This window comes from Pseudomonas sp. XP2, assembly GCF_053557975.1.
The window spans coordinates 71,639-97,764 of the sequence record NZ_JBNRIK010000023.1 but is presented as its reverse complement, the minus strand read 5'-3'; the positions used below and the strand labels follow the sequence as shown (position 1 = coordinate 97,764).

Below are 26,126 nucleotides of genomic sequence, written 5' to 3'. Positions count from 1 at the left end.
CTTCGCAGCACAAGGCTGCTCCTACAGAATACGCACAGTCCCTGTAGGAGCAGCCTTGTGCTGCGAAGAGGCCGGCAACGTCGATAAAGATCTTGAGCAAGGACCACCATGAACCACCGCACCGCCCTCGGCGCCCTGCACATTGGCGCGCTGTTCTTCGGCCTGACCGGCGTCTTCGGCAAACTGGCCGCCACTGCCAGCCCGGCGATCATCGTCTTCGGCCGCGCCGCCTTCGCCGTACTCGCCCTGGCCCTGTTCGCCAGCCTGACCGGCCCGGGCTGGCAACGCCTGAGCAGCCAGGATATCCGTCGCCTGCTGCTCGGCGGTGTGCTGCTGGCCGGTCACTGGGTCAGTTTCTTCATTGCCGTCAAAGTTGGCGGCGTGGCCATCGCCACCCTCGGTTTCGCCAGTTTCCCGGCCTTCACCGTCATCCTCGAAGGCCTGCTGTTCCGCGAGCGCATCCGCCGCAACGAGGCCGTGCTGGTGCTGCTGGTCAGCATCGGCCTGATACTGGTCACGCCCGATTTCGACCTGGCCAGCGAGGCCACTGGCGGCCTGCTCTGGGCACTGCTGTCAGGGCTGCTGTTCTCGCTGCTGTCCCTCACCAACCGCGCCGGCTCCGGGCGTTTGCCAGCAGTACAGGCTGCCCTGTGGCAGAACCTGGTGGTAAGCCTGTGCCTGCTGCCGTTCGCCGCACCAGGTCTGGCAGGCGTGGCGGCCATGGACTGGCTGTGGATCGCCCTGCTCGGCATCTTCTGCACCGGCGTGGCGCACAGCCTGTTCGTCGCCAGCCTGGCGGTGATCAAGGCGCGCACCGCCGCCGTGGTGTTCGGCATGGAGCCGGTCTATGGCATTGCCGTGGCCTGGGTGGTGTTCGCCGAAACCCCGACCTTGCGCATGCTGCTGGGCGGCGCGCTGATCATCTTCGCCATCGTGCTGTCCAGCCGCATGACCCGCGAACAACCACCCAAGCAGCGGCCACTGGCCGAGGGCGCCTGATCAGCGGTCGTTGTGGCCAAGGTCACGCTGCGGGTCGATCTGGTCGCGTACCCGCTGTTTCAGCACCTTGGCCTCGGGGAAGCCGCCGTCGGCCTTGCGCTCCCAGATCTGCACGCCATTGCAGGTAATGCAGAAGACCCCGCCGGTGCCCGGTGACAGCGCGACCTGGCCAAGGTCGTCGGCAAACGTGCTGAGCAGTTCCTGGGCCAGCCAGGCAGCGCGCAGCAGCCACTGGCACTGGGTGCAATAAGTGATGACGATTTCGGGCTTGTTGTCGGCCATGCTGAGGCATCTCCAGGTAAGGGGCCGCTTATACTAGCGGTCTTTAGCCCACGGTTTGAGACTCACGATGCGCCGTTTGCTGTGCTGTTTGCTGCTCGCCCTCACCTCCTTCATGGCTGCCGCTGCGGAACCTGCCAGGCCCAAGGTCGGCTTGGTGTTGTCGGGGGGTGCGGCCCGTGGCCTGGCCCACATCGGCGTGCTCAAGGCACTGGAGGAACAGGGCGTGCGCATCGACGCCATCGCCGGCACCAGCATGGGCGCAGTGGTCGGCGGGCTTTACGCTTCGGGCTACAGTGTCGCAGAACTGGAAAAGCTCGCCACCACCCTGGACTGGCAACAGGCGCTGTCCGATGCCCCGCCGCGCAAGGACGTGCCGTTCCGGCGCAAGCAGGATGATCGCGATTTCCTGGTCAAGCAAAAGCTCAGCTTTCGCGACGACGGCAGCCTGGGCCTGCCGCTGGGGGTGATCCAGGGGCAGAACCTGTCACTGCTGCTGGAAAGCAAACTGGCGCACACCGCCGATACCCGCGATTTCGACAAGCTGCCCATCCCCTTTCGCGCTGTAGCCACCGACATCGCCAGTGGCGAAAAGGTGGTGTTCCGCCACGGCCATCTGCCCCAGGTCATCCGTGCCAGCATGTCGATCCCCGCCGTGTTTGCCCCGGTCGAACTGGACGGCCGCCTGCTGGTGGACGGCGGCATGGTCGACAACATCCCCGTCGACGTGGCCCGCGAAATGGGCGTGGACCTGGCCATCGTGGTCGACATCGGTACCCCGCTGCGCGATCGCAAGCAACTGCTGACCGTGGTCGACGTGCTTAACCAGTCGATTACCCTGATGACACGGCGCAATTCGGAAGAACAACTGGCCAGCCTGCAGCGCGATGACATCCTCATCCAGCCATCGCTAGCTGCCTTCGGCGTGACCGACTTCGGCCGTGCCCGGGACATGATCGACGCCGGTTACCGCGCCACCCGCCTGCTCGACCAACGCCTGGCTGCCCTGCGCGAGCCTGAGGGTGACAGCAACCTGGCCGTGGCCCGCTCGCCACGCCAGCGCACGCCGGTGATCACCGCGATCCGGATCGAGAACGACTCCAAGGTCAGCGACGACGTGATCCGCTCTTACATCCGTCAGCCGATCGACGCCCCCCTTGAGCTGGACCGCCTGCAGACCGACATGGGCACGCTCTACGGCCTGGACTACTTCGACCGGGTGCAGTACCGCGTGGTGCACAAGGGCAACGACAACACCTTGGTGATCAACGCCCGCGGTCGACGCGGCGGCACCGACTACCTGCGCCTGGGCCTGAACCTTTCGGACGACCTGCGCGGTGACAGCGCCTTCAACCTGGGCGCCAGCTACCGGGTCAATGGCATCAACAGCCTGGGTGCCGAGTGGCTGACCCGTGGCCAGATCGGCGACCAGCAAGAACTGTACAGCGAGTTCTACCAGCCGCTGGACGTTGGCTCGCGCTATTTCATTGCGCCGTACCTGGATTTCAGCTCACAGAACATCGAAGCCACCCTGGACAACGACCCCGTCGCAGAGTACCGCCTGGAACGCTACGGCTTTGGCCTGAACCTCGGCCGCCAGATTGGCACCAACGGTGAAGTACGCCTGGGCGTGGGCAAGGCCTGGGGCGAGGCCGAGGTACGCATTGGCGACCAGGACCTGCCCAAGGTCAGCTTCAACGAGGGCTTCTATGAACTGAAGTATTCGTTCGACACCCTCGACAACGTGTATTTCCCGCACAGCGGTGAGGACATTGGCCTGACCTTGCGCAAGTACGACAAATCGCTGGACTCCGACCAGGATTACCGGCAGTGGCTGTTCAACCTGGACAAGGCCATCAGTAGCGGGCCGAACACCTTCGTGCTGGGCGGACGCTACGGGCGCACCCTGGACGCTACCGAAGTGGTGACGTCCAGCTTCGTGATGGGTGGGGCACGAGAGCTGTCTGGCTTTCGCCAGGACTCGGTGTCGGGGCAGAACGTGAGCCTGCTGCGCATGGTCTATTACCGCCGGCTGACGCCACGGGCCTACGTACCGCTGGACTTCCCGCTGTACATTGGCGGGTCGCTGGAACGTGGGCGCGCGTGGAACAACGACAACGAGTTCGACAGCGGCTACATCAATGCGGCGAGCATCTTCCTGGGGCTGGAAACGCCTCTGGGGCCGCTGAACTTCAGCTACGGCACCAACAGTGCGCATGAGCAGGCGGTGTACCTGAACCTGGGGCATACCTTCTGATTCGCCGGGGGCCGCAAAGCGACCCCAGGGGCCCTCAGGACTTCTCGAGATTGGACAGGATCGTGGCATGCACCCGCATGCACACCTGCAACTCTGCCTCGTCCACCCCGGTGAAAAGCTCCAACCGCAGCTGGTTGGCGATGGTTTCGATCTGGTCGATCAGCGGCTTGGCCGGCGGGCACAGCAAGATCTTCTTGGCCCGCCGGTCTTCCACCACCGCCTGCCGGCGCACCAGCCCTTGTGCTTCCAGGCTGTCGAGCAGGCGCGCCAGGGTCGGGCCTTCAACGCCCACGCTCTGGGCCAGCTCACGCTGAGTAGGGGCTTCTTCGAAACGCGCCAGGTGCAGCAACACCAGCCAGCGCGCCTGGGACAGGTTGAGCCCGGCCAGGCGGCGGTCCAGTTCGGCACGCCAGCCCCGGGACATCTGGGCCAGCTGCATGCCGAAGCGGTGTTGGTTGTCGGTCAGGGGCATAAGCAACTCATTGAACAGATCTAATTATTAGGCAGCTAACCATGCCCTTTCCGACGAGGCAAGGCTCGCGCGCCCTTCGCCGTTCGATAATCGTCAAAAAGCATGACAAAGGTCAGCAGATGGCGGTTCTGCCCTCGATCTGACTGCCCGTCACATCTCGAACTCGGCCGCCAGCGCCGCACGCACGCAATACAGCACACCCTCCGGCACCCGTGCCCCGAACTGGGGCGCAATGGCCGACACCGGCGGCAGTTCGCCCTCGCCGTCCAGGAAGGCGTCCTGTACTTCCATCAGCAGGTCTTCCGGCAGGTCGAGGGCCTGGTCAAGGCTAAGCTCCTGGCGGCCCAACGCCTCGGCCAGCAGGCTATACACGTTCTTCTCGCTGCAGTTGAGCTGCCCGGCGATCTGTGCCGGGGTCATGCCGGCCCGGGCCAGGCTGACCAGTTCGTGGCGCAGGTCGAGTACCACTTTCGGCGCCTCTTCGGTGCCACCGCTGTTGTTCAGTACCTCGAGGAACGCCTGGCCATAACGCTCCAGCTTGCGCGCCCCCACACCGCTGACCTGGGCCATATCGCTGAGGCTGACCGGCTGGCTGCGCAGCATTTCCAGCAGCGTCGAGTCGGGGAAGATGACATAGGGCGGCACACTGTGCTCCTCCGCCAGCTTGCGCCGCAGGGTACGCAGCGCTTCCCACAGCTCGCGCTCCTCGGCACGCACCAACTGGCTGGCCGGGCTGCCACCGCTGGACGATGAGGTCTTGGCCGTGGTCTGCGGCTTGAGGTCGCGACGCAGTTGCAAGGTCACCTCGCCGCGCAGCAGTGGCCGGCAGCTGTCGGACAGGCGCAGGCCGCCATAGCCCTCCAGGTCGATGTCGACCAGCCCACGCGCCACCAGCTGGCGGAACAACGAACGCCACTCGACCTCGGCCAGGCCCTTGCCGACGCCGAACACCGACAGCTTCTCGTGGCCGAAATTGCGCACCTTCTCGTTGTCCTTGCCCAACAGCACATCGACCAGGTGGCCGACACCATAGCGCTGGCCAGTGCGGAAAACCGCCGACAGCGCCTGACGGGCCGGCTCGGTGGCGTCCCAGGTCTGAATGTTGTCGACACAGTTGTCGCAGTGCCCGCACGGCTGCTCGAGGATTTCATCGAAATAGGCCAGCAACGACTGGCGGCGGCAGCGGGTCTCTTCACACAACGCCAGCATGGCGTCGAGCTTGTGCTGCTCGATGCGCTTGTGGCGCTCGTCTCCTTCGGAGTTCTGCAGCATCTGCTTGAGCATGACCATGTCCTGCAGGCCGTAGGCCATCCAGGCATCGGATGGCAAGCCGTCCCGGCCGGCACGGCCGGTTTCCTGGTAATAGGCCTCAAGCGACTTGGGCAGGTCGAGGTGGGCAACGAAGCGCACGTTGGGTTTGTCGATACCCATGCCGAAGGCAATGGTGGCGACCATGATCAACCCTTCCTCATTGAGGAAGCGGTGCTGGTTGGCAGAACGGGTCTCGGCAGCCAGGCCGGCATGATAAGGCAATGCCGGGAAACCCTGATCACAGAGGAAGGCTGCCGTTTCGTCGACCTTCTTGCGCGACAGGCAGTACACAATGCCCGCGTTGCCGCGGCGCTCGCCAAGGAAGGCCATCAGCTGCTTGCGCGGCGCTTCCTTGGGTACGATGCGATAGAAGATGTTCGGCCGGTCAAAGCTCGACAGGAAGCGCTCGGCGCCTTGCAGGTGCAGGCGCTGGACAATCTCTTCGCGGGTGCGCATATCGGCGGTGGCGGTCAGCGCAATGCGCGGCACATGCGGGAACAGCTCGGCCAATTGCCCCAGTTGCAGGTATTCGGGGCGGAAATCGTGGCCCCACTGCGACACGCAGTGCGCCTCGTCGATGGCAAACAGCGAGATGTCCAGATCGCGCAGGAAATCGAGCATGCGCGGCTGCACCAGGCGCTCCGGCGCCAGGTACAGCATCTTCACTTCGCCACGGCGCAGGCGCCCGGCCAGTTCACGCTGCTGCTCCGCCGTCAGGGTAGAGTTCAGCGCGGCAGCCGACACGCCCAGTTCGTCCAGCGTGGCGACCTGGTCGTCCATCAACGCAATCAGCGGTGAGACCACCACCGTCAGGCCCGGGCGCAGCAGCCCCGGCACCTGGAAACACAGCGACTTGCCGCCACCAGTGGGCATCAGCACCAGGGCATCGCCGCCATTGGCCACGCATTCGATGATTGCTGCCTGGCGCCCACGGAAACTGTCGTAGCCGAAGATGTCCTTGAGAACGCGCTGAGCCTGTTCGAGCATGTGCAACTCCACAAATCGCCGTACCACCCTGCATACAGGCTGGACGAAAAACCCGCTCCGCACACGCCAAATGCGTAAGCGGTTTTTGCCAGGGGCCGATAAAATCTGCCCCTGCATGAAAAATCGCGGAGTATACCGCAGCACCGCACTGCACAGGGCACCATGGTGATAGACGTTCCCTTTACCCCGCTACCCTTGCTTGGTGCTAGAATTCGGTATCGTTTATTCCCCAAGGTAGCCCTGTAATGTCCTTCGCCGAGCAACTGACCCGCCTGCAAGCCTTCCTCGACGCCGACGAGCTGCACGAAGAGGCGCTGGACTACGTCGCCGCCCACGGCTACCTGACCGCCCTGTCGATCAACGCCGAGGACGTGCCCGAGCGCGAATGGATCGACGCCTTGTTCGCCGAAGAGCCGCACTACGCCAGCGAGGCCCAGCGCACCGAGATCGAAGCCACCCTGGTGGCGTTGAAAGCGCACATCGCCCGCCAGCTGGCCAGCGACGAAGAATTCGACCTGCCATGCGACCTCGACCTGACCGACGAGCCGGATGATTCCGACCTGCGCGGCTGGTGCATTGGCTTCATGGAAGGCGTGTTCCTGCGTGAAGAGGCCTGGTTCGAGAACGCCGAAGAAGAAGTCAGCGAAATGTTGCTGCCGATCATGGTGGGCTCGGGCCTGTTCGACGAACAGCCAGAGTTCGCCGACATCGCCAGCAACGCCAACCTGCAGGATGACATGATCGTCCAGATCCCCGAGGCGCTGAGCGCATTGTTCCTGCTGCTGCACGCCCCTGACGAAAAACCGGCGCTGCTCAAGCCACGCCATCACTGAGTCGCCTGTGCGCTACCTGCTGCTGGCCATCGGCTGGCTCAGCGTTGCGCTGGGGGTGTTGGGGATATTCCTTCCGGTATTGCCCACCACCCCTTTCCTGCTTTTGGCGGCAGCCTGCTTTGCCCGCAGTTCGCCGCGCTTTCACCACTGGCTGGTCCATCACCCGAAGCTCGGGCCATGGATCCGCGACTACCTCAGTGGTGAAGGCATCCCCCTCAAGGGCAAGGTCTACGCCATCGGCCTGATGTGGGCCAGCATTGGCCTGTCGTGCTATCTGGTGCCCCTGTTCTGGGCACGCGCCTTCATGTTGACCAGCGCTGTATTGGTAAGCCTCTATATCGTCAGGCAGAAAACCCTCCACACACCGAAGTGACATTTTTTTGTCGCCAAATATCACTTTCGCCTAACGGTCGTTTTCTTTATCCGAAATGGTTCTGGAACCATACAAAAGCCTTGTATTCATTGGCTTTTTTGCCTTTTCGCGCGCTTGCCAGCACAAAGTTTCGCTGCCCTTGTTAGACAATATATGTCTTATATGGCTATTTGATATGAAGAAATCTTCTTATCTATCGCGTTGAATGTACTTAGCTGTGTTGTTAAAAACCTGCAACACTATACGCGATAATTTTATCGTCATTTTTTTGGCGAGCAGCAGGATCAATTCCAGGATCAGGGAGATGTACCATGCGCGTTTTGAACCCCATCACCAGTGCATTACTGTTGGCCCTGGCGAGTGCCAACGTACAGGCGATGTCGATCACCGAGGCCGTCCAGAGCGCCGTGGACTACCACCCGCAGGTAAGCTCCAACCGTAACAGCAAGCTGTCGGCCGATGAAGACGTCAAGTTTGCGCGTGGTGGCTACTACCCTTCCGTGGATTTGGTTGCTGGCTATGGCCGCCAGCGTTCGGACAATGCCACCACCCGTGCCGAGGGTAACCACAACAAGGAAACCCTCAACTACACCCAGTCCGAGCTACGCCTGCGGCAGATGATTTTCGACGGTTTCAACACCGCGAACGAAGTGGGCCGCACCGAAGCGGTTTCCACCTCCCGCGCCTACTACACCCAGGCAGTTGCCCAGGATGTCGCCCTGCGTGCGATCGAGGTATACCTGGAAGTGCTCAAGCGCCGTGAGCTGGTAACCCTGGCCAAGAACAACCTGCAAGCCCACCTGCGCGTCAACGACCAGATCGGCCTGCGTAACGAGCGCGGCGTTGGCAGCACCGCCGACCTCGACCAGTCCCGCGCCCGTCGGGCCCTGGCGGAAAACAACCTGGATACCGCCGAAGTGGACCTGGCCGATGCCGAGGCCAACTTCTTCAGCGTGATCGGCCGTGCCCCGGACGAACTGGAAAGCCCGCCGACCATCAAGGGCGAGGTGCCTGAGACCCTCGACGGCGCGCGCGACAGCATGCGCCAGAACAACCCCTACATCAAATCGGCACAGGCTGACGTCAACGCCGCCGAGCAGCAATACGAAGTGGGCAAGTCGACCTTCTACCCGCGCTTCGACGCCATTCTTGCAACCGGTGCCAACAACAACACCGGTGGCGAAAAAGGCCACAACAACAACGATTGGCAGGCCGGCGTAGAGATGAACTACAACCTGTTCCGCGGCGGCAGCGACAAGGCCCGCCTGCAGTCTGACGCGCACAAGATCAACCAGGCCCTGGACATCCGCAACAACGCCCTGCGTGAGCTGACCGAAAACCTGAGCCTGGCGTGGAACGCCATGAACAATGCCAGCAAGCAGCTGCCTACCGCGCGTGAATACGCCGAGACCACCAAGCGCGTGCGCGCCGCTTACCAGGACCAGTTCGGCCTGGGCCAGCGTACCCTGCTGGACGTGCTTGACAGTGAAAACGAGCTGTACAACGCCGACCGCCGTTACACCGAAGTCCGCTACACCGAGGAATTCTCGCGCTACCGCGTGCTGGCGACCATGGGTGAGCTGTTGAGCAAACAGCGTATTTCGCTGCCGCCAGAGGCGCTGGCTACCACGGAAGTGCGTACCGAGGCGCGTCTACCTGAGATGCGTTGATCGGCTTCAAGTTCTGGGGGCCGCTTTGCGGCCCTTTCGCCGGCAAGCCAGCTCCCACAGGTACTGCATAGGCTTCAAACTTTGTGCAGTTGCCTGTGGGAATAAAAGCATGAGCCTTGACACTGTAACTGTGGGAGCTGGCTTGCCGGCGATAGGGCCCTCACGGGCACCTCAACCCTCACCATGGTTACGCTGGAACGTCTCCACCCCCATGGCCCTGATCTGCCCCTCGATCAACGCCTCGAACGGCGCCAGCAGCGCATCGAAGCTGGCAGGTTGCTCCAACGCATTCAAAGCCCCCACCACTGCCTCTATGGTCGATAGCGCCCCCGCCTCCGGCGCCTTGCGCAGCCGATAACGCGAAGGCGCGACTGCCCCCAGCGTCACCCGCGGCAACCCTTCCAGCAGCGGGTTCATGTACAGCAGCTTGCGCGCCTTGCGCCAGGTGCCGTCGGGCACGATCAGCAGCAACGGCGTGTTATCGACCTTGCCATAGGCTGTCAGCACCTGAGCGTCATCGCCCGGGAACAGCAAGGCCGGCCGGTAATCAGGCGTTGCCAGCAATTCACCCAGATCATCGAATACCTCGCCCACCCGCAGCTCGGCGTTGTTCAGGCCAAGGGCAGCAAGGCGCGCAGTGTTCAGGGCATGGGCGGTTTCACTGGGGTGCTGCAGCAGGATGACGCGGGTGCGGCTGTCGAGCGCGGGGATCAGTGGGCAGAGGCAATGGTCGAGCGGGCGCTGGCAGCGCTCGCAGCGGGGTCTGGGCATGGGGTTCTCCTTGGCGGGAACAGTGTGCCACAGAACCGGGGCCCGCTTTGCGGCCCCAGCGATCTCAGCGGTTGAAGCGCTCCGCCAGGCTATGCAGGTATTCCGCCATGCGCTCCAGGTCCTGGCTGATTTCTGCACCCTGCCTGGCCTGCCCGGCACTCTGGTCACACAGCTGGGCAATTCTCACGATCTGCTGGTTGATGTCCTCGGCCACATGGCTTTGCTGCTCCGACGCCGTCGCCATCTGCTGGCTCATGCCGGTGATGCGGCTGACCGCCTGGGCAATCCCGCTCAACGCCGTCTGCACCGCCTCGACGCTGTGCACGCTGTCCCGCGAGATCTGCTCACCCCGGCTGGCGGTGCTAACCGCCCGTTCCGCGCCCGCGCGCAACGAAGCAATGATGTGGTGAATCTCGTCGGTCGATGCACGGGTACGTTGTGCCAGCGAACGCACTTCATCGGCCACCACGGCAAAACCCCGCCCCTGCTCACCCGCGCGCGCCGCCTCGATGGCAGCGTTGAGCGCCAACAGGTTGGTCTGCTCGGCAATCGAGGTAATCACATCGACCACGCTGCCGATGGACTGGGTCTGCTCGGCCAGGGCATTGACCGCCTGACCGATGTCGTTGACGGCATCGCTCATGCTGCCCATGGCCTTGAGGCTCTGCAGCGCGAGCTCGCTGCCATGCTGCGCCAGTTGGTCGGCATCGCCAGCCGCATGCGCCGTGCTCTGCACGTTGTGAGTGACCTGCTGGATGGTTGCGGCCATTTGCGCAATGGCCGTGGCCGACTGGTCGGTCTCGCTGCGCTGGCGGTCAAGCATCTGCGCCTGGGCATCGGACAAATCTGAGGACTGCGCAGCCCGCGACTTTACCCCGACACCAGCGTCCACCAGGCGGGTCAGGGCTGTTTGCAAGCGCGCTTCCTCGCTGATGATGGCCAGGTCAAGCTGGCCCTGCAGGCCCGGGTTGTCGCTGTAGGTCAGCGCCACCAGCGGGCTGGTGAAGGCTTTGGGATGCTCGGCCAACGTGCGGCGGATGGCCTGGTTCTGCCGGTGCTCGACGAGGTACCAGGCCAACAGCAGGCTGGCCATCAGCACCCCAAGCGCTGCATAGGCCGGCAGCCACAAGTAACCGCCTGCCGATACCAGACCTGCGGCTATCAACGGCCAGCCATGGGCTAACCCGTGCCCCAGCCGCGCCGCCCAGGACACAGCTGCGCGGTCGGCCCGCAGGCGCGCATACAGCGCCTCGGCGCGGCGGATCTGCTCACGCGTGGGCACCGAGCGCACCGACTCGTAACCACTGATGCGGCCCTGCTCGTAGATGGCCGTGACGTAAGCGCTGACCCAATAGTAATCACCATTCTTCGCCCGGTTCTTGACCACCCCCATCCACGGCTTGCCCTGCTTGATCGTGTCCCACATATGCCCGAACACCGATGCAGGCATGTCAGGGTGACGCACCAGGTTGTGCGGTTGGCCGACCAGCTCGTCATAGGTAAATCCGCTGATCGCCACGAAGGCTTCGTTGCAGTAGGTGATGCGGCTGTTGAGGTCAGTCGTGGAAATCAGGCGTTGATCGCTTGAGAAGGTTCTTTCGTGCTCAGTGACGGGCAAATTCATGCGCATCGGGGCGATCCTTGCAGGATGAAATAAGGGGAAAATCATCAGCGCAAGTTGATATGTAGCAGAGCGCTATCAGGTTAGCGGTCAGCTTTTGCCGGAATTTAACGTCGCCCGACGGAATGCATGAATGCGTCGCTGCTCAGCCCACGTTCAACTGGCTTTTCAACAGATCACGGAAGGTCTGGATCAGCGGTTCACGGCTACGCCCACGGCGAATGATCAGCGAGAACGGCGCCTGGTAGCCAAAGGTGGACGGCGACAACACGCGCAAATCCCCCTTGTCGACCCAAGCCTGGGCATAGTGCTCGGGCAAGTACCCGATATAGGCGCCGGACAGGATCAGGATCAACTGCGCTTCCATACTCTCCACCGTCGCCGCGCTGTGCTTGAAGCCATGCCGGGCCAGCTCGGCCTGGCTCCAGTAGCCGCGCCCGACCATGCGCTGCTGCGTCACTACCGGCTCGGGGATGCGCCGCTCGGTATACAACGGGTGGCGGCTGCTGCAATACAGCCAGTGCTGTTCACGGTACAACGGCTGGTAGAGCAGGCCGCTCATGCGCGAGGAGAACGCACCGATGGCCAGGTCCAGTCGGTTGTCCTGCACGCCCAGTTGCAGCTCGTAAGGGCTGGACACCGACAGGTGCAGGTGCACCGCCGGGTGCTCCTGGCTGTAGGCGCCGATGGCTTCGGCCAACGGCAAGGCCCGGTCGCCGACCGTGGAGTCGATAACCCCGAGGTTGAGGGTGCCACGCAACTCGCCCTTGAGGGCAGCGGCATACTGCTCGAAGCCATCCAGTTCGGCCAGAAGCCGCAGGGTCTCCTGGTGGAACAGCTCGCCCTTGCTGGTCAGGCTGAAACCGCCACGGCCGCGGTGGCACAGCACGATGCCCAGCGCGCCCTCCAACTGGCTCATGTAGGTGCTGATGGCCGAGGTCGACAGGTTCAACTCGCGCTGGGCGTTGGCGAAGCCCTGGTGGCGCACCACGCTGACAAAGATGCGCAGCAGTTTCAGGTCGGGCAAGGTCGAGGCCATGGTGCAACGGTTCCGCAGGTGTATTTGCGCGCAGTCTAACCGCTCTGCCCGTCTTTAGTTCAGAAATTCCTGAACTAAGTATTTGTCGGTAGCGATTCTTCCCCGGCACTACCTTCAGCAGACTTGGCCGAAATGTCCCTGCCCGCCGGCAAAACCACACGTGAGAGGCGCGCGGCGGCACAGGTTCGAACAAACACAACAATCGACCGACTGATGAGGCCCACCGTGGACAAGACTCTCCACCAACCACTGGGCGGCAACGAAATGCCGCGTTTCGGCGGCATCGCCACCATGCTCCGTCTCCCCCACCTGCAAAGTGCCCAAGGCCTGGATGCTGCCTTCATCGGCGTGCCCCTGGACATCGGTACCTCGCTGCGTTCCGGCACCCGTTTCGGCCCGCGGCAGATCCGCGCCGAGTCGGTGATGATCCGCCCCTACAACATGGCCACCGGGGCCGCACCGTTCGACTCGCTGTCGGTGGCCGACATCGGTGACGTGGCGATCAACACCTTCAACCTGCTGGACGCCGTACGCATCATCGAAGAAGCCTACGACGAAATCGTCGAGCACAATGTCATCCCGATGACCCTGGGCGGCGACCACACCATCACCCTGCCGATCCTGCGGGCGCTGCACAAGAAGCACGGCAAGATCGGGCTGGTGCACATCGACGCCCACGCCGACGTCAACGACCACATGTTCGGCGAGAAGATCGCCCACGGCACCACCTTCCGCCGCGCCGTGGAAGAAGGCCTGCTCGATTGCGACCGTGTGGTACAGATCGGCCTGCGCGCCCAGGGCTACACCGCCGATGACTTCAACTGGAGCCGCCGCCAGGGCTTCCGCGTGGTCCAGGCCGAAGAGTGCTGGCACAAGTCGCTGGAACCGCTGATGGCCGAAGTGCGGGAAAAGGTCGGCGGCGGCCCGGTGTACCTGTCGTTCGACATCGACGGCATCGACCCGGCCTGGGCGCCCGGTACCGGCACCCCGGAAATCGGCGGCTTGACCACCATCCAGGCGATGGAGATCATTCGCGGCTGCCACGGCCTGGACCTGATCGGTTGTGACCTCGTCGAAGTCTCCCCGCCTTACGACACCACCGGCAATACCTCGCTGCTCGGTGCCAACCTGCTGTTCGAGATGCTCTGCGTGCTTCCGGGCGTCGTGCGTCGTTAACACCGCTACACCCCGGCAGGAGCCATGAGGGAGGGCCACAGAGGCCCGCCAACAACACGACAAGACCGCCGGCGGCCGTGGCCGCCCGCGTGGTCGATCTCGCCATAATAAAGATAATCGGGAGAACCCCAATGGCCTTGGACATCATTGTTGTAATGATCTACACCGCCGGCATGCTCGGGCTTGGCTGGTACGGCATGCGACGTGCAAAAACCCATGAAGACTACCTGGTAGCCGGGCGCAACCTGGGCCCTGTGCTGTACATGGGCACCATGGCCACCACCGTGCTTGGTGGTGCTTCTACCGTGGGCACCGTGCGCCTGGGCTACGTCCATGGCATCTCCGGCTTCTGGCTATGCGCGGCCCTTGGCCTGGGCATCATCGCCATCAACCTGTTCCTGGCCAAACCGCTGCTGCGCCTGCGCATCTTCACCGTGACCCAGGTGCTTGAGCAACGCTACAACCCGACCGCACGCCAGGCCAGCGCCGTGATCATGCTGGCCTATGCGCTGATGATCGGCGTCACCTCGACACTGGCCATGGCCACCGTATTGCAGGTGCTGCTGGACCTGCCCTTCTGGGCTTCGCTGCTGCTCGGCGGCGGTGTGGTGGTGCTGTACTCCACCATTGGCGGCATGTGGTCGCTGACCCTTACCGACATCGTCCAGTTCGTGATCAAGACAGTCGGCCTGATGTTCATCCTGTTGCCCGTGTGCCTGTACAAGGCAGGTGGCTGGGACACCTTGGTGGCCAAGTTGCCAGCGGCCAGCTTCCAGCTGACCACCATTGGCTGGGACACCATCATCACCTACTTCCTGATCTACTTCTTCGGCATCCTCATTGGCCAGGACATCTGGCAGCGGGTGTTCACTGCGCGTGACGAAAAGGTTTGCCAGCGTGCCGGTACCGTCGCCGGTGTGTACTGTGTGGTGTACGGCCTGGCCTGCGCCGCCATCGGCATGGCCGCGCATGTGCTGATGCCCGACCTGGCCAACCCGAACAATGCCTTTGCAGAGATGATCAAGAGCACCCTGCCCGATGGCATCCGTGGCTTGCTGATGGCCGCGGCCCTGGCGGCCATGATGTCCACCGCCAGCGCCGGCCTGCTGGCGGCCTCGACCACTGTGACCGAGGACCTGCTGCCCAAGCTGCGTGGCGGCAAGCAGTCGAGCCTGGGCATGAGCCGCCTGTTCACCCTGCTCACCGGCCTGGTGGTGCTGGGCATCGCGCTGATGGTCAACGATGTGATCAACGCGCTGACCCTGGCCTATAACCTGCTGGTCGGCGGCATGCTGATCCCGCTGATCGGGGCGATCTTCTGGAAGCGTGCAACCACCGCTGGCGCGATTGCCAGCATGTCGCTGGGCTTTGCCACCGCGCTGCTGTTCATGTTCAAAGACGGGCTGGAGGCCAATACGCCGATCTACTACAGCCTGGCGATCGGCTTGGTGAGCTTTGTGGCGGTTAGCCTGATGTCTCGCAAAACAGTCGGTGCGGTGAATCTGGCCTGACATTAGCCTCAAGCCCTATCGCCGGCAGGGATAACACTAAACTCCAAGACACAAAAAAGGCCGCAGCACCCACCCAGGTGCTGCGGCCTTTGTCTTATATCAGCGGCGACGCGGCTGGCGTTTGCGCTGCTCTTCATCAGTCGGGATCGGCACCGGCTGCAAGGGTGGTGGAATCAGCCCCAGGGCGACCGCCAGGTCGTGGAGCCAGTTGGACAGTGGTTTATTCATAATGCCCCCTTGACGGGTCAGCCTCACGGCGAATCAATCCTGGGATGGTTCATACAGATCATAGCCTGATGTCCTGTATTACGCATGCCAATGCTCTTACAGATAAGGGCCATTTTGACGCGGATCAAGCCCTGGCGCCGCATTCCGACGACTGGTTAATCGTTTCGCTTTGTTGCAAGTCGATCCATGCCTGCAGATTCGCCCCACGCATGCCCTGACGCCACATCAGCCAGGTGACCGCCTGATCGAACGGCTGCTGCAGCCGGTGCACCCTCACCCGGTCACGCCCAGGCAGGCTGTCGAGCATCGATTGGGCCATCATCGCCACGCCTGCGCCCGCGATCACGCAGGCCAGCATGCTCTGGTACGACTCGATCTCCATCACCCGGCCCATGGGCGTGTGGGCATGGGCATACCACGCCTCCAGACGCATGCGGTAAGAACAGCCCTGGCGGAAAGTGAACACCGCCTTGCCCGCCACATCCCTGGCGGTTTGCACCGCCGGGTGCTCGGGGCTGGTGATCAGCACCAGTTGTTCCTCGCACAACGGCACGCCATCCAGCCCGGCCAGGTTCGGCGGGCCATCCACCAGGGCAGCGTCCAGGGTGTGGCCAAGCAGGCCCTCCAGCAGCTCGCCGCTGGGCGCTGCGCGCACCTGCAGGTTTACTGCGGGGTAGGCCTGGTGATAACGCGCCAGCAACGCTGGCAGGTGGGTGGCAGCCGTGCTGTACATGGTCCCCAGCACGAAGTCGCCGGCCGGCTCGCCGCCGCGTACAGCGGCCAGCGCCTCGTCGCGCAAGGCCGACAGGCGGTTGGCGTACTCCAGCAGCACCTTGCCCGCCGGCGACAGCTGCAGCCGTTGGCGCTCGCGCAGGAACAACTCGACACCCAGTTGCTCCTCAAGCTGGCGAAGGCGCGTGGACAGGTTGGACGGCACCCGATGCAGGCGCTCTGCAGCACGGGTGACTGAGCCTTCCTCGGCCACAGCCTGAAAGATACGCAGCTGGCTGAATTCCACAGCATTCTCCAAAACAGAACAACTTGATCATCATTATTCAATTTTATTGAAAATGAAACCACCCTAACCTGCCAGTCATCGCTTAATTCCACGCAGGAGACCTGTCATGTCGCCACTCACTCAACTGTTGGCCAGCGCCGTGGCGTTGATGATGGCCATGGGCATCGGCCGTTTCGCCCTCACACCGCAACTGCCGCACCTGATCGCCGAAGGCCAGTTCGATCTGACGGTCGCCGGGCTGGTCGCGGCCGCCAACTACCTGGGCTATTTCATTGGCGCGGTGGACGCCATGTTCGCTCGCACACCCGGCCAGGTGCGCCTGCGCCTGCACGGCGGGCTGTGGCTGTGCGTACTGCTGACCCTGGCCTCATGGGCCGCCGACGGTTTCTGGAGCCACCTGCTGCTGCGCTTTGGCACCGGCGTGGCCAGTGCCTGGGTGCTGGTGATGATCACCAGCCTCAGCCAGCAGGTAGCCAACGCCCACAACCGCCAACGGCTGGGTGCCTTGGTGTTTGCAGGCCCCGGCCTGGGCATTGCCCTGACCGGGCTGTTGGCACTGCTGGCGCATCTGCTGGGGCTGGGTTCGGCAGCACTGTGGTTGATCTACGCCGTGGCTGCGCTGGTGATGCTGCTGGCCGTACGGCCTTGGCTGCCACGCGCGCTGCAAGCTGCCCCCACTCCCTCGCCAGCGCACCCGGGCCCGGCCCGCAGCGCCGGCATTGGCCGCCTGGCGCTGGTATATACGCTGTACGGCGTGGGTTACATCCTGCCGGCCACTTTCCTGTCGCAAATGGCCAACCAGCAGTTCCGCGGGCAGTGGATGGCCGACCTGTTCTGGCCGGCGTTTGGCCTGGCGGCAGCGCTGGGGGTGGTGCTGGTGAGCTTGCGCCGTAACGGGCGCACCTCGGCCTGGCTGACCGCCACCCTGTGGTTGCAAGGGCTGGGCGTACTGGCCTGCCTGGTGGGCGGCGGGATCGGGTTGGCGCTGGGTGTGGTGCTGTGTGGCGGGCCGTTCCTGGCCTGCATGCAATTGGTGATGCAACGCTCGCGGGAGCTGGCCCCGCATGCCACACAGCGCAATGCCGGGCTGCTGACTGCGTGCTTTGCCCTGGGGCAGTTGAGCGGGCCGTTGCTGGCGGCGGTCAGCAGCCATTACAGCGGCGGCCTGCAGCCGGCGTTGATGCTGGCGGCGATGGGGCTGGGGCTGGCGGGCGTGCTGGTGATCTCCAGCGGGCAGCGTATTCAAGGTTGCCAGGCGGCAACCCGCTCAGCCTGATTAACTGGTTTTGCCTGTACCGGCCCTATCGCCGGCACAGGCAACCTTCAACCCACCAGCTTGCGCAATTGTTGCTTCACCCAAGGCTCGGCACTCACCAGAACCACGCCCAGCAACACCAACAGCGCGCCGATCACGAAATTGACGCTTAGCGGCTCGTCCAGCAGCAGCACCCCAAAGGTCACCCCGAACAGCGGTGTAATGAACGAAAACACCGCCAGGTTGGACGCCAGGTACTTGCGCAGCAACCAGAACCAGGTCAGGTAGCTGATGAACGACACCACAATGCCCTGGAACAGCACACTGCCCATCGCCAAGGGTGTCAGCGATACAGCGCCGATCTGCCCGCTAAGCAAGGCAATCAGCAACAGGCCTGCAAACCCCACCGCCAGCTGATAGAACAAGGTCAAGGTAGCCGGTGCTTCCGACAGCCGCGAGCAGCGCACCACGACTGTAGTAGCGCCCCAGGCCAGCCCGGCGATCACGCCAAAGGCATCACCCAGCAGCATGCGTCCATCCATTTCCTCGAACGACATGCCGCCAGCAAACGCCATGGCAATGCCACCGAAGGCCAACAGAATGCCCAGCCACTGCAACAACCGCAGGCGCTCGCTGGGCAGCCGAAAGTGCAGGCCCAACGCGGTAAAAACCGGCGCGGTGTAGAGGAACACGGACATGTGCGCCGCCGACGTCAGCTTCAGGCCCTCGGCAATGAACAGGAATTCCACGCCAAATAACCCGCCCGCGAGCAACCCGGCCCGCCAGGTGATGCCAACCTGCTCCCAGCCACCGCGCCAGCACAGCATCAGCGCCACCAGCACAGCGGCAATGCCATTGCGCAGCGCAGCCTGCATCACCGGCGCAATGTCGACCGCGGCGGTCTTGATCAGCACCTGCTGGCAACCCCAGATCAGGCACAGCCCCAGCATCACCTGAAAGGCAAAGGCGTCTGGGTTCTTGCGGACCGCGCTCATAGGCGGGCCTCAGGGGTGTTCGCAGGCATGGGCATAGGCTCGGCAGTCTTCAGAAGCTACCGATTATCGGGCTTCCCTACCCGCTGTTGCCAGCCTCAAAACGACCTCAAGCGATCTGCGCCTTCGAAGACACCTGTTCGAAGGTGGCTTCATCCAGCGCATCCGCCTGTTCGTCCAGCACCTGGCGCGGGTGTTCGAAGCCCGGGATGCTGCTGTCGATCAGGCTCAGCAAGCGTAAACCACGCTCGGTCAGCACAAAGTTTTCGCCATTGCCGCCCTCTTCTTCAGGCCGGCTTTCGATGAAGCCACGCTCGAACAGCAGCTTTTCATACTCACAAGCGTGGGTTTTAAGGTGATCCAGATCCCCCACCGGCTCACCCTTGGCGGCCTGGGCCGCGGCGTGCTGTTCGGCATAGGGGCGTGGCGTAAAGCTATGACCGGCGCCGTTCTGCACTTCGTGCAGCAAACGTTCGATCAGGTCCCAATCGTAAGCGATGCTCATGGCTACGGGCTCCTGCTGTGGACGGAAGGGGTACACAGGTTGGGACCTGCCGACGCAAGCGGTGTTCCGAAAGATGAAGGCTGGATGGATGCCACGGTCTGAAGCCGCGTAGGTAGCAATAGACAGAAACCATTTGCTGCCTCGCCTGGTGTAGTTTATAAACTACATTCACTCGATGAAGAAAATCGAATCCAGCAGTTTCAGGCATTGGGTGACCGGACTACGGGACTTAAGCGCCAGAGCCCGAATCATTTCTCGGATCAACCGGTTGATGGAGGGTCTGCCGGGCGACGTATCTCCGGTAGGCCATGGCGTGAGTGAGCTCAAAATTCACTATGGTCCCGGCTATCGGGTGTACTTCCATCAGACGGGCAGCACCTTCGTCATTCTGCTCTGTGGCGGCGACAAAAGCAGTCAAAAGCGAGACATCAAGGTTGCCCACCAGATTCTGCGTTCGTGGAGGATGCAAAATGACTGAAACCTTCTCTGAATTCGATCCTGCCGCGTACCTCACTACACCTGAAGCAATCGCGCAGTTCATGACCGATGCACTTGAAACCGGCGATGCCAGCTATGTCGCTAAAGCTGTCGGCGTGGTTGCACGTGCCAAGGGCATGAGCGAACTGGCGAAAGAGACGGGGCTGTCCCGAGAGCAGCTTTACAGGTCATTCAGCGATCATGGCAACCCCACGCTGAAGTCGTTTCTGACCGTGATGAAGGCATTGGGAATAGACATGACGGCGCGGCCTCACCTCGCTGGCTGACAACGCATCTGCGCCATCGGTCGCCAAGGTTGAACTTGCTTGCCGCCGCATCGTTCCACCGCGCATAGCCACCGCTAGAGGTAAAAAGGATGAAACCGCTGCTGCCGATTACCTGCGTCATTGCCCTGTCCTGCGCCCTGCCCGCCTGGGCCTGCACACCGGAAGAAGCCACGCAGAAACGTGAAGAGCTGGCCGGGTTGGTTACCCAGTTGACCCAGCAGAACCCGCAGAAGGCGAAGGAGATCAACGACGAGCTTCAAGGGATGGATCTAGGAACGGCGAGCAAGGACTTGCCCGACAAGTGTCAGCTGATAGACCAGCGGATCAAGGAACTGAAAACGGCGGAGAAGAAGGCCGATTGATTGACGGGTTGCCTTCGATAGCTCCATCGCCGGCTAGCCAGCTCCCACAGGTCCGCTGAATTCAGCGTCTGTGGTTTCCCTGTGGGAGCTGGCTTGCCGGCAATAGGGCCTTGATCGCTACTTATTCAGCAGCAGGCTTGCGCTTTTTCAGCGGCGCCAGGCCGTCAGCGCTGGCCAGCGGTGCGTTGGCCCGCGGTTTGGCGGTTGGCTTGCGCTTGGCGGCAGCTTTCTTGTCGCCGGTTTTCTTATCAACTTTCTTCTTCTTGGCGCCAACAGCCTTGCCCGAGGCCTTGACCTTCTTCGGCCCGCTGTAGGTGCCTTTCACTTCCTTGATGACACGGCGCTCGAACTGCTGCTTGAGGTAGCGTTCGATGCTCGACATCAGGTTCCAGTCGTTGTGGGTAATCAACGAGATCGCCAGGCCTTCGCCACCGGCACGGCCGGTACGGCCCACGCGGTGCACGTACTCGTCACCGCTACGAGGCATGTCGAAGTTGATCACCAGGTCCAAGCCGTCGATGTCCAGGCCGCGAGCCGCCACGTCGGTAGCCACCAGCACCTTGGAGCTGCCCTGCTTGAAGCGCTCGATGGCCAGCTTGCGGTCTTTCTGGTCCTTTTCGCCGTGCAGCACGAAAGCCTTCACGTCCTTGGCCACCAGGTGACCGTAGATACGGTCGGCCATGGCGCGGGTGTTGGTGAAGATGATCGCCTTGTCGAAGGTTTCGTTGGCCAGCAGCCACTGCACGATGTGCTCTTTGTGCTGGTCGTGGTCGGCGGTGATGATCTGCTGGCGGGTGCCCTCGGCCAGCTGCGAGACGCTGTTGAGCATCAGGTGCTCAGGGTCTTTCAGCACCTTGCCGATGATGTCGCGCAGGGCCGCGCCACCGGTGGTGGCGGAGAACAGCAGGGTCTGTTCGCGGTTTTCGCACTCCTTGCACAGTCGCTCCATGTCTTCGGCAAAGCCCATGTCCAGCATGCGGTCGGCTTCGTCGAGGATAAGCACCTGCACGTGGGACAGGTCAAGGTTGCCGGCGTTGAGCTGCTCAAGCAGGCGACCCGGGGTGCCGATCAGCACGTCCGGCACCTTGCGCAGCATGGCGGCCTGTTCCTTGAAGTCCTCGCCGCCGGTAACCAGGCCCGCCTTGATATAGGTGAACTGCGAGAACAGCTCAACCTGCTTCAAGGTTTGCTGGGCCAGCTCGCGGGTCGGCAGCAGGATCAGCGCACGGATCTCGACGCGCCCGCCTTTCAGGTCAACCAGGCGGTTGAGCAGCGGCAGCACGAAGGCCGCCGTTTTGCCACTGCCGGTCTGCGCGGTCACGCGCAGGTCGCGCCCTTGCAGGGCCAGGGGGATGGCCGCGGCCTGCACCGGGGTTGGCTCGACAAATTTAAGCTCGGCCACGGCTTTAAGCAGGCGTTCATGCAGGGCGAATTGGGAGAACACGGAGGTAACCTCAGGCAAGTGCGGGAAATTCAGTTGCATAGGGTAACGTTTTCTGCCGCCTTAGCCGAATTTCTTTTGGCAACTTTGTCGCCATCCGCGCTCTAATGGCCCTTCGTTTCGCAACAAGACTGTATGCAAGCCCATGGATATACAACGAATCTGGCGTGACTCCCTCGACCTGTGGGGCACCCTCGACCAACACCCGATGCTGCACGCCGCCATTGGCCTGGCGGTGCTGCTGCTGATTTCCCTCATCCTCGGCCGCCTGGCGCGCTTTTTGATGCTGCATGGCGCCCGCCTGCTGGCCCGCCAGCCCGCGCTGAAATGGCTGGATGACCTGCGCCACAACAAAGTGTTCCACCGCCTGGCGCAAACCACGCCGTCGCTGGTGATCCAGTTCGGCCTGAAGCTGGTGCCGGAGCTGTCCGACACTGCCCAGCACTTCCTCGGCAACGTGGCCCTGGCCTTTACCCTGCTGTTCATGACCATGGCGCTGTCGTGCCTGCTGGATGCCCTGCTCGACATCTACGCCCGCACCGAACACGCCCGCACCCGCTCGATCAAGGGCTATGTGCAACTGGCCAAGATGATGCTGTGGATCTTCGCCTCCATCGTCATCGTCGCCACCTTGATCGACCGCTCGCCGTTGCTGCTGCTGTCGGGCCTGGGTGCCATGTCGGCGGTGCTGCTGTTGGTGTACAAGGACACCCTGCTGTCGTTCGTCGCCAGCGTGCAACTCACCAGCAACGACATGCTGCACGTGGGTGACTGGATCGAAATGCCGCAGGTGGGTGCCGATGGCGACGTGGTGGACATTACCCTGCACACGGTGAAGGTGCAGAATTTCGACAAGACGATTGTCTCCATCCCCACCTGGCGCCTGATGAGCGAGTCGTTCCGCAACTACCGCGGCATGCAGCAGTCCGGTGGCCGGCGGATCAAGCGCAGCCTGTTCATCGATGCGGCCGGGGTACGCTTTCTGACCCGCGAAGAGGAGCAGCGCCTGAGCCAGGTGCAGCTGCTGGGCGACTACCTGGCCGGCAAGCGCCAGGAGCTGCAGAACTGGAACGAGGCGCTGGGGCCTGTCGCCGAGCTGTCGGCCAACCGCCGCAAGCTGACCAACATCGGCACCTTCCGCGCCTTTGCCCTGGCCTACCTGAAAAACCACCCCAACGTGCACCCGAACATGACCTGCATGGTGCGGCAGATGCAGACCACGGCCGAAGGCGTGCCGCTGGAGATCTACTGCTTCACCACTACCACGGTGTGGGCGGATTACGAGCGGATCCAGGGGGATATCTTCGACTACCTGCTGGCGGTGTTGCCGGAGTTCGGGTTGAGCCTGTATCAGCAGCCCAGTGGCAATGACATGCGCGTGGGATTGAGTGGGCGTGCGGCGCAAGAGCCTGTGTCGCGTCGGCTGGAAGAGATGAGCGAGGCTTGAGATTGCCGGGGCTGCTTTGCAGCCCTTTCGCGACACAAGGCCGCTCCTACAATGACCGCGTAAATGCTGATTCTGTGGGAGCGGGTTAACCCGCGAATGGGCCAGTAGCTACCCCGCATAACCCAGCAGGTACAACAGCCCGGTCAAGGTCACCAGCGACGCCACTGTCGACAACAGGATCGTCCGCGAAATCAGCCCCGCCTCGCGGTTGTAATACTCCGCCAGCATGAACGGCCCCGTGCCGGTCGGCAGCGCTGCCAACAGCACCGCCGAAGCCGCCCACATGCTCGGCAGGCTGAATACCTTGTATGCCAGCACCCAGGTCAGCGCCGGCTGCCCCACCAGCTTCAAGCCCACCAATGGCCACGGGCTGGCTTGCGCACCCGCGCGCTTTTCTGCCAGGAATGCACCCAGCGATACCAACGCGCACGGCGTGGTGGCCAACGCCAACATGTCCAGAAAATGCAGCACCGGCTCGGCCAGCCCCAACCCGCTCATGGCCCAGCCAGCCCCCGCCAGCGGCGAAATCACCAGCGGGTTCTTCGCCAATGCCTTGCCAACGACCACCACGGCGCGACCGATATGCCGCTCCGCTTGCAGCCCGACCTCGATCAGCGTCAGCGAAATGGCGAACACCAGGCACACCACGATCAACGATGAAATCAGCGCCGGCTGCAAGCCCGCCTGGCCGAACAGCAGCAGGCACAACGGGATGCCTATGTAACCGGTGTTGGCATACCCCGCACTCAGCCCGTCGATGCTCGACGCCACCAGGCCATGGCCGCTGTTCAGGCGCCACAACAGCGTGGCCACGAACATGGCCAGGGCGCCCGTGCCAAAGGCCGCGATGAACCCCGGATGCCAGATCTCGCTCCAGGTGGCAGTGGCCGTCACCTTGAACAGCAACGCCGGCAGGCACAGCCACACCACCATCTTGTTGATTTCGGCGGCGGCCTTGTCACCCAGCTTGTTGGTCTTGCGGCACAGATAGCCGACGAGGATCAGGGCGAAGATCGGCGCAACAATCACGAAGATGGTGTGCATGTCAGGCCTTGCCGGCCAGCGGTGCCTGCGCGCGTGCGCCCAACCGGCTCAGCCACACGGACGCCAGGATGATCGCACCGCCGATGAACAGCCGCCCCAGCGGCTCGTGCTGGTTCCAGATCAGCAAGTTCAGCAGCAACCCCACCGGCACATGCAGGTTGTTCATGACCGCCAGCGTGCCGCCAGAAACCATGCAAGCGCCCTTGTTCCACCAGTACAGGCCCAGCGCCGTCGGGCACAGGCCCAGGAACAACAGCACCAGCCATTGCACATCGGTACTCGGCAGGTGCTGGGCATTGCCGAACAGCAGGAAGGCCGGCAGCACCACCAGCAAGGCGCCCAGGTAGAAGTAGCCAAAACGCGCGTAGTGCGGCAGGTCACTGGGGTTGCGCGCGACCAGGTGGCGGTACAGCACCTGGCCGGCGGCATAGGTGAAGTTGGCCAGTTGCAGCAGCAGGAACCCGATGAAAAACTCGCCGCTGATGCTGTCGAAGCGGATCACCGCGGCACCGGCTACCGCCACCAGCGCCGCCAGCAGTGCCCATGGGTTGAAACGCCGGTTCATGGCGTCTTCGATCAGCGTCACGTGCAACGGCGTGAGGATGGTGAAAAGCAGCACCTCCGGCACCGTGAGTACGCGGAAGCTCAGGTACAGGCAGACGTAGGTGATGCCGTACTGCAGTGCGCCGATCAGCAGCATCGAGCGCATGAAACGCGGTTCCACCTGGCGCCAGCGGGTCAGCGGCAGGAACACCAGGCCGGCCAGCAGCACCCGTGCGAGCACGGCGAAGTAGCTGTCGACGTGCCCGGCCAGGTACTCGCCGATCAGGCTGAAGGAAAACGCCTGGATCAGCGCGACGATTATCAGGTAGCCCATGGTTGCCTCTCGTAATCAAGGCCGCGACCTTAGCGGGTTGCGGCGAATGAGTTCAACCATTCAGGTGCCTGTCATGGTTTTTTTGTTAGGGCATAAATCGAGCGCCGCCCGCGCGGCGCATCGCGAGCACTACAAGGCTCAGTAGAGTCACAAAAAAAGCCCGGCCATTGGCCGGGCAGTACACCCAAAGGAGCAAAAACAGGTGTCAGGGTTGGGAATTCAGTAAACCTCAGGCCACTGCCGCCAGCCTGGCCTTGGCCTGGTTGACGCCTTTCTCGTGGAATTCGCCGCTCATGTTCAGGCCTTCGGCATGGATGAAGTCGACATCATGAATGCCGATGAACGCCATCACCTGGCGCAGGTACGGTTCCTGATGGTCGCTGGTGGCGCCCGCATGGATACCGCCACGGGCAGTCAGGACCACGGCGCGCTTGCCGGTCAGCAGGCCCTGCGGGCCGGTGGGGGTGTACTTGAAGGTGATGCCGGCACGCAATACGTGGTCCAGCCAAGCCTTGAGGGTGCTGGGGATGGTGAAGTTGTACATGGGCGCAGCCATCACCAGCACGTCGGCGGCCAGCAATTCATCAGTCAATTCATTGGAACGGGCCAGGGCCTCAAGTTCGGCGGCGCTGCGCTGTTCTTCCGGCTTCATCCACCCACCCAGCAGGTTGGCGTCCAGGTGCGGCACTGGGTTCACGGCCAGGTCACGCACAGTAATCTGATCAGCCGGGTGAGCGGCCTGCCATTGCTGGATGAAATCACGGGTCAGCTGACGGGAAACGGAATCCTGCTGGCGGGCGCTGCTTTCGATGATCAGTACGCGGGACATGGGTGCCTCCATCGGCGAAAAGGGTGCGATTCGATGGAGGTGAGATTAAGGCTTGACCTATCGAT

26 protein-coding genes are annotated in these 26,126 nt (G+C 62.9%); 12 read left to right on the top strand and 14 right to left on the bottom strand.

All coding sequences use genetic code 11. The features are described 5' to 3' along the window. Positions 1 to 108 precede the first annotated feature (108 nt). Entirely contained in the window at positions 109 to 999 is an 891-nt protein-coding gene (locus ACK1VC_RS21955) for a DMT family transporter (RefSeq protein ID WP_023049202.1), read from the top strand. Here ACK1VC_RS21955 and ACK1VC_RS21950 read toward each other — a convergent pair whose 3' ends face one another. After that, positions 1,000 to 1,281 carry a SelT/SelW/SelH family protein gene (locus ACK1VC_RS21950; RefSeq protein ID WP_016488527.1) on the bottom strand — a complete coding sequence of 94 codons (282 nt, stop codon included), beginning with the start codon at positions 1,279 to 1,281 and terminating at the stop codon, positions 1,000 to 1,002. 67 nt (positions 1,282 to 1,348) lie between these two features. Between ACK1VC_RS21950 and ACK1VC_RS21945 the strand changes: the two genes are divergently transcribed. After that, the gene (locus ACK1VC_RS21945; protein WP_016488528.1) at positions 1,349 to 3,535 is read left to right on the top strand and encodes a patatin-like phospholipase family protein; all 2,187 of its coding nucleotides are present in this window, start codon (positions 1,349 to 1,351) and stop codon (positions 3,533 to 3,535) included. Between the two features lie 34 nt (positions 3,536 to 3,569). On the opposite strand, the gene ACK1VC_RS21940 is transcribed toward ACK1VC_RS21945, so the two are convergent. Together ACK1VC_RS21940 and recQ are read right to left on the bottom strand one after the other, a co-directional pair. Further along, a complete protein-coding gene (locus ACK1VC_RS21940) occupies positions 3,570 to 4,007 on the bottom strand; it encodes a MarR family transcriptional regulator (protein ID WP_016488529.1) in 438 nt (145 codons plus the stop codon). A 150-nt stretch (positions 4,008 to 4,157) separates the two neighbouring features. Continuing rightward, positions 4,158 to 6,305: a DNA helicase RecQ gene (gene recQ, locus ACK1VC_RS21935; RefSeq protein WP_016488530.1), complete on the bottom strand. Its 2,148-nt coding sequence runs from the start codon at positions 6,303 to 6,305 to the stop codon at positions 4,158 to 4,160. Between the two features lie 245 nt (positions 6,306 to 6,550). Between recQ and ACK1VC_RS21930 the strand changes: the two genes are divergently transcribed. From ACK1VC_RS21930 to ACK1VC_RS21920, 3 genes are all read left to right on the top strand, one after another. Next, positions 6,551 to 7,138 (top strand): YecA/YgfB family protein, encoded by a 588-nt coding sequence (locus ACK1VC_RS21930; protein WP_010955200.1) that lies wholly within the window; start codon positions 6,551 to 6,553, stop codon positions 7,136 to 7,138. Positions 7,139 to 7,145: 7 nt separating this feature from the next. Continuing rightward, positions 7,146 to 7,511: a YbaN family protein gene (locus ACK1VC_RS21925; protein WP_016488531.1), complete on the top strand. Its 366-nt coding sequence runs from the start codon at positions 7,146 to 7,148 to the stop codon at positions 7,509 to 7,511. Positions 7,512 to 7,822: 311 nt separating this feature from the next. Then, on the top strand, positions 7,823 to 9,181 hold the full coding sequence (locus ACK1VC_RS21920; protein WP_016488532.1) for a TolC family outer membrane protein: 1,359 nt from the start codon (positions 7,823 to 7,825) through the stop codon (positions 9,179 to 9,181). A gap of 171 nt (positions 9,182 to 9,352) precedes the next feature. Here the strand turns inward: ACK1VC_RS21920 and ACK1VC_RS21915 are convergent, their stop codons facing one another. The 3 genes from ACK1VC_RS21915 to ACK1VC_RS21905 form a co-directional block, all read right to left on the bottom strand. Further along, complete coding sequence (locus ACK1VC_RS21915; protein ID WP_191086860.1) at positions 9,353 to 9,952, bottom strand: tRNA-uridine aminocarboxypropyltransferase; 600 nt, start codon at positions 9,950 to 9,952, stop codon at positions 9,353 to 9,355. Positions 9,953 to 10,016: 64 nt separating this feature from the next. Then, on the bottom strand, positions 10,017 to 11,582 hold the full coding sequence (locus ACK1VC_RS21910; RefSeq protein ID WP_191086861.1) for a methyl-accepting chemotaxis protein: 1,566 nt from the start codon (positions 11,580 to 11,582) through the stop codon (positions 10,017 to 10,019). 136 nt (positions 11,583 to 11,718) lie between these two features. Next, entirely contained in the window at positions 11,719 to 12,612 is an 894-nt protein-coding gene (locus ACK1VC_RS21905; protein WP_016488535.1) for a LysR family transcriptional regulator, read from the bottom strand. 225 nt (positions 12,613 to 12,837) lie between these two features. Between ACK1VC_RS21905 and speB the strand changes: the two genes are divergently transcribed. Together speB and ACK1VC_RS21895 are read left to right on the top strand one after the other, a co-directional pair. Continuing rightward, positions 12,838 to 13,788, top strand: coding sequence for an agmatinase (speB, locus tag ACK1VC_RS21900; protein WP_016498452.1), 951 nt, complete (start codon positions 12,838 to 12,840; stop codon positions 13,786 to 13,788). 131 nt (positions 13,789 to 13,919) lie between these two features. Further along, complete coding sequence (locus tag ACK1VC_RS21895; RefSeq protein ID WP_016488537.1) at positions 13,920 to 15,299, top strand: sodium:solute symporter; 1,380 nt, start codon at positions 13,920 to 13,922, stop codon at positions 15,297 to 15,299. Positions 15,300 to 15,398: 99 nt separating this feature from the next. Here the strand turns inward: ACK1VC_RS21895 and ACK1VC_RS21890 are convergent, their stop codons facing one another. Continuing rightward, entirely contained in the window at positions 15,399 to 15,527 is a 129-nt protein-coding gene (locus tag ACK1VC_RS21890) for a PA1414 family protein (protein ID WP_009683677.1), read from the bottom strand. 124 nt (positions 15,528 to 15,651) lie between these two features. Continuing rightward, complete coding sequence (ptrR, locus tag ACK1VC_RS21885) at positions 15,652 to 16,545, bottom strand: putrescine utilization regulator PtrR (RefSeq protein ID WP_016488538.1); 894 nt, start codon at positions 16,543 to 16,545, stop codon at positions 15,652 to 15,654. 106 nt (positions 16,546 to 16,651) lie between these two features. Here ptrR and ACK1VC_RS21880 point away from each other — a divergent pair, with 106 nt between their 5' ends. After that, complete coding sequence (locus tag ACK1VC_RS21880) at positions 16,652 to 17,821, top strand: MFS transporter (protein WP_096426616.1); 1,170 nt, start codon at positions 16,652 to 16,654, stop codon at positions 17,819 to 17,821. 47 nt (positions 17,822 to 17,868) lie between these two features. Here the strand turns inward: ACK1VC_RS21880 and ACK1VC_RS21875 are convergent, their stop codons facing one another. Together ACK1VC_RS21875 and ACK1VC_RS21870 are read right to left on the bottom strand one after the other, a co-directional pair. Next, entirely contained in the window at positions 17,869 to 18,795 is a 927-nt protein-coding gene (locus tag ACK1VC_RS21875) for a DMT family transporter (RefSeq protein WP_016488540.1), read from the bottom strand. A gap of 106 nt (positions 18,796 to 18,901) precedes the next feature. Next, complete coding sequence (locus tag ACK1VC_RS21870; RefSeq protein ID WP_016498447.1) at positions 18,902 to 19,297, bottom strand: hypothetical protein; 396 nt, start codon at positions 19,295 to 19,297, stop codon at positions 18,902 to 18,904. 175 nt (positions 19,298 to 19,472) lie between these two features. Between ACK1VC_RS21870 and ACK1VC_RS21865 the strand changes: the two genes are divergently transcribed. The 3 genes from ACK1VC_RS21865 (at position 19,473) to ACK1VC_RS21855 (ending at position 20,423) form a co-directional block, all read left to right on the top strand. Beyond that, positions 19,473 to 19,775 carry a type II toxin-antitoxin system RelE/ParE family toxin gene (locus tag ACK1VC_RS21865; RefSeq protein WP_016488542.1) on the top strand — a complete coding sequence of 101 codons (303 nt, stop codon included), beginning with the start codon at positions 19,473 to 19,475 and terminating at the stop codon, positions 19,773 to 19,775. Beyond that, positions 19,768 to 20,061 carry an addiction module antidote protein gene (locus tag ACK1VC_RS21860; protein ID WP_191086862.1) on the top strand — a complete coding sequence of 98 codons (294 nt, stop codon included), beginning with the start codon at positions 19,768 to 19,770 and terminating at the stop codon, positions 20,059 to 20,061. Before ACK1VC_RS21865 ends, ACK1VC_RS21860 begins: the two co-directional genes overlap by 8 nt. 89 nt (positions 20,062 to 20,150) lie before the next feature. Continuing rightward, positions 20,151 to 20,423 (top strand): hypothetical protein, encoded by a 273-nt coding sequence (locus ACK1VC_RS21855; RefSeq protein ID WP_060519159.1) that lies wholly within the window; start codon positions 20,151 to 20,153, stop codon positions 20,421 to 20,423. A gap of 121 nt (positions 20,424 to 20,544) precedes the next feature. On the opposite strand, the gene ACK1VC_RS21850 is transcribed toward ACK1VC_RS21855, so the two are convergent. Continuing rightward, on the bottom strand, positions 20,545 to 21,906 hold the full coding sequence (locus ACK1VC_RS21850; RefSeq protein WP_023047768.1) for a DEAD/DEAH box helicase: 1,362 nt from the start codon (positions 21,904 to 21,906) through the stop codon (positions 20,545 to 20,547). A 103-nt stretch (positions 21,907 to 22,009) separates the two neighbouring features. On the opposite strand from ACK1VC_RS21850, the gene ACK1VC_RS21845 reads away from it, so the two are divergent. Further along, a complete protein-coding gene (locus ACK1VC_RS21845) occupies positions 22,010 to 23,311 on the top strand; it encodes a mechanosensitive ion channel family protein (protein WP_145913837.1) in 1,302 nt (433 codons plus the stop codon). A 108-nt stretch (positions 23,312 to 23,419) separates the two neighbouring features. On the opposite strand, the gene ACK1VC_RS21840 is transcribed toward ACK1VC_RS21845, so the two are convergent. The 3 genes from ACK1VC_RS21840 to ACK1VC_RS21830 all read right to left on the bottom strand — a co-directional run bounded on the left by ACK1VC_RS21840 (position 23,420) and on the right by ACK1VC_RS21830 (position 26,061). Next, on the bottom strand, positions 23,420 to 24,355 hold the full coding sequence (locus ACK1VC_RS21840; RefSeq protein WP_023047769.1) for an AEC family transporter: 936 nt from the start codon (positions 24,353 to 24,355) through the stop codon (positions 23,420 to 23,422). A 1-nt stretch (position 24,356) separates the two neighbouring features. Then, on the bottom strand, positions 24,357 to 25,232 hold the full coding sequence (locus tag ACK1VC_RS21835) for a carboxylate/amino acid/amine transporter (RefSeq protein ID WP_016488548.1): 876 nt from the start codon (positions 25,230 to 25,232) through the stop codon (positions 24,357 to 24,359). A gap of 229 nt (positions 25,233 to 25,461) precedes the next feature. Beyond that, complete coding sequence (locus ACK1VC_RS21830) at positions 25,462 to 26,061, bottom strand: FMN-dependent NADH-azoreductase (protein ID WP_016488549.1); 600 nt, start codon at positions 26,059 to 26,061, stop codon at positions 25,462 to 25,464. Between the last annotated feature and the right edge of the window lie 65 nt (positions 26,062 to 26,126).

Excerpts from the sequence above, each read along its gene's own strand:
- ACK1VC_RS21870 (WP_016498447.1), bottom strand. The coding sequence starts at position 19,297 with ATGAGCATCGCTTACGATTGGGACCTGATCGAACGTTTGCTGCACGAA.
- ACK1VC_RS21875 (WP_016488540.1), bottom strand. The coding sequence starts at position 18,795 with ATGAGCGCGGTCCGCAAGAACCCAGACGCCTTTGCCTTTCAGGTGATG.
- ACK1VC_RS21895 (WP_016488537.1), top strand. The coding sequence starts at position 13,920 with ATGGCCTTGGACATCATTGTTGTAATGATCTACACCGCCGGCATGCTC.
- recQ (WP_016488530.1), bottom strand. The coding sequence starts at position 6,305 with ATGCTCGAACAGGCTCAGCGCGTTCTCAAGGACATCTTCGGCTACGAC.
- ACK1VC_RS21865 (WP_016488542.1), top strand. The coding sequence starts at position 19,473 with ATGAAGAAAATCGAATCCAGCAGTTTCAGGCATTGGGTGACCGGACTA.
- ACK1VC_RS21890 (WP_009683677.1), bottom strand. The coding sequence starts at position 15,527 with ATGAATAAACCACTGTCCAACTGGCTCCACGACCTGGCGGTCGCCCTG.
- ACK1VC_RS21840 (WP_023047769.1), bottom strand. The coding sequence starts at position 24,355 with ATGCACACCATCTTCGTGATTGTTGCGCCGATCTTCGCCCTGATCCTC.
- ACK1VC_RS21920 (WP_016488532.1), top strand. The coding sequence starts at position 7,823 with ATGCGCGTTTTGAACCCCATCACCAGTGCATTACTGTTGGCCCTGGCG.
- ACK1VC_RS21880 (WP_096426616.1), top strand. The coding sequence starts at position 16,652 with ATGTCGCCACTCACTCAACTGTTGGCCAGCGCCGTGGCGTTGATGATG.
- ACK1VC_RS21955 (WP_023049202.1), top strand. The coding sequence starts at position 109 with ATGAACCACCGCACCGCCCTCGGCGCCCTGCACATTGGCGCGCTGTTC.
- ACK1VC_RS21930 (WP_010955200.1), top strand. The coding sequence starts at position 6,551 with ATGTCCTTCGCCGAGCAACTGACCCGCCTGCAAGCCTTCCTCGACGCC.
- ACK1VC_RS21845 (WP_145913837.1), top strand. The coding sequence starts at position 22,010 with ATGGATATACAACGAATCTGGCGTGACTCCCTCGACCTGTGGGGCACC.
- ACK1VC_RS21915 (WP_191086860.1), bottom strand. The coding sequence starts at position 9,952 with ATGCCCAGACCCCGCTGCGAGCGCTGCCAGCGCCCGCTCGACCATTGC.
- ACK1VC_RS21850 (WP_023047768.1), bottom strand. The coding sequence starts at position 21,906 with ATGCAACTGAATTTCCCGCACTTGCCTGAGGTTACCTCCGTGTTCTCC.
- ACK1VC_RS21830 (WP_016488549.1), bottom strand. The coding sequence starts at position 26,061 with ATGTCCCGCGTACTGATCATCGAAAGCAGCGCCCGCCAGCAGGATTCC.
- ACK1VC_RS21860 (WP_191086862.1), top strand. The coding sequence starts at position 19,768 with ATGACTGAAACCTTCTCTGAATTCGATCCTGCCGCGTACCTCACTACA.
- ACK1VC_RS21940 (WP_016488529.1), bottom strand. The coding sequence starts at position 4,007 with ATGCCCCTGACCGACAACCAACACCGCTTCGGCATGCAGCTGGCCCAG.
- ACK1VC_RS21835 (WP_016488548.1), bottom strand. The coding sequence starts at position 25,232 with ATGGGCTACCTGATAATCGTCGCGCTGATCCAGGCGTTTTCCTTCAGC.
- ACK1VC_RS21855 (WP_060519159.1), top strand. The coding sequence starts at position 20,151 with ATGAAACCGCTGCTGCCGATTACCTGCGTCATTGCCCTGTCCTGCGCC.
- ACK1VC_RS21950 (WP_016488527.1), bottom strand. The coding sequence starts at position 1,281 with ATGGCCGACAACAAGCCCGAAATCGTCATCACTTATTGCACCCAGTGC.
- ACK1VC_RS21945 (WP_016488528.1), top strand. The coding sequence starts at position 1,349 with ATGCGCCGTTTGCTGTGCTGTTTGCTGCTCGCCCTCACCTCCTTCATG.
- ACK1VC_RS21910 (WP_191086861.1), bottom strand. The coding sequence starts at position 11,582 with ATGCGCATGAATTTGCCCGTCACTGAGCACGAAAGAACCTTCTCAAGC.
- ACK1VC_RS21905 (WP_016488535.1), bottom strand. The coding sequence starts at position 12,612 with ATGGCCTCGACCTTGCCCGACCTGAAACTGCTGCGCATCTTTGTCAGC.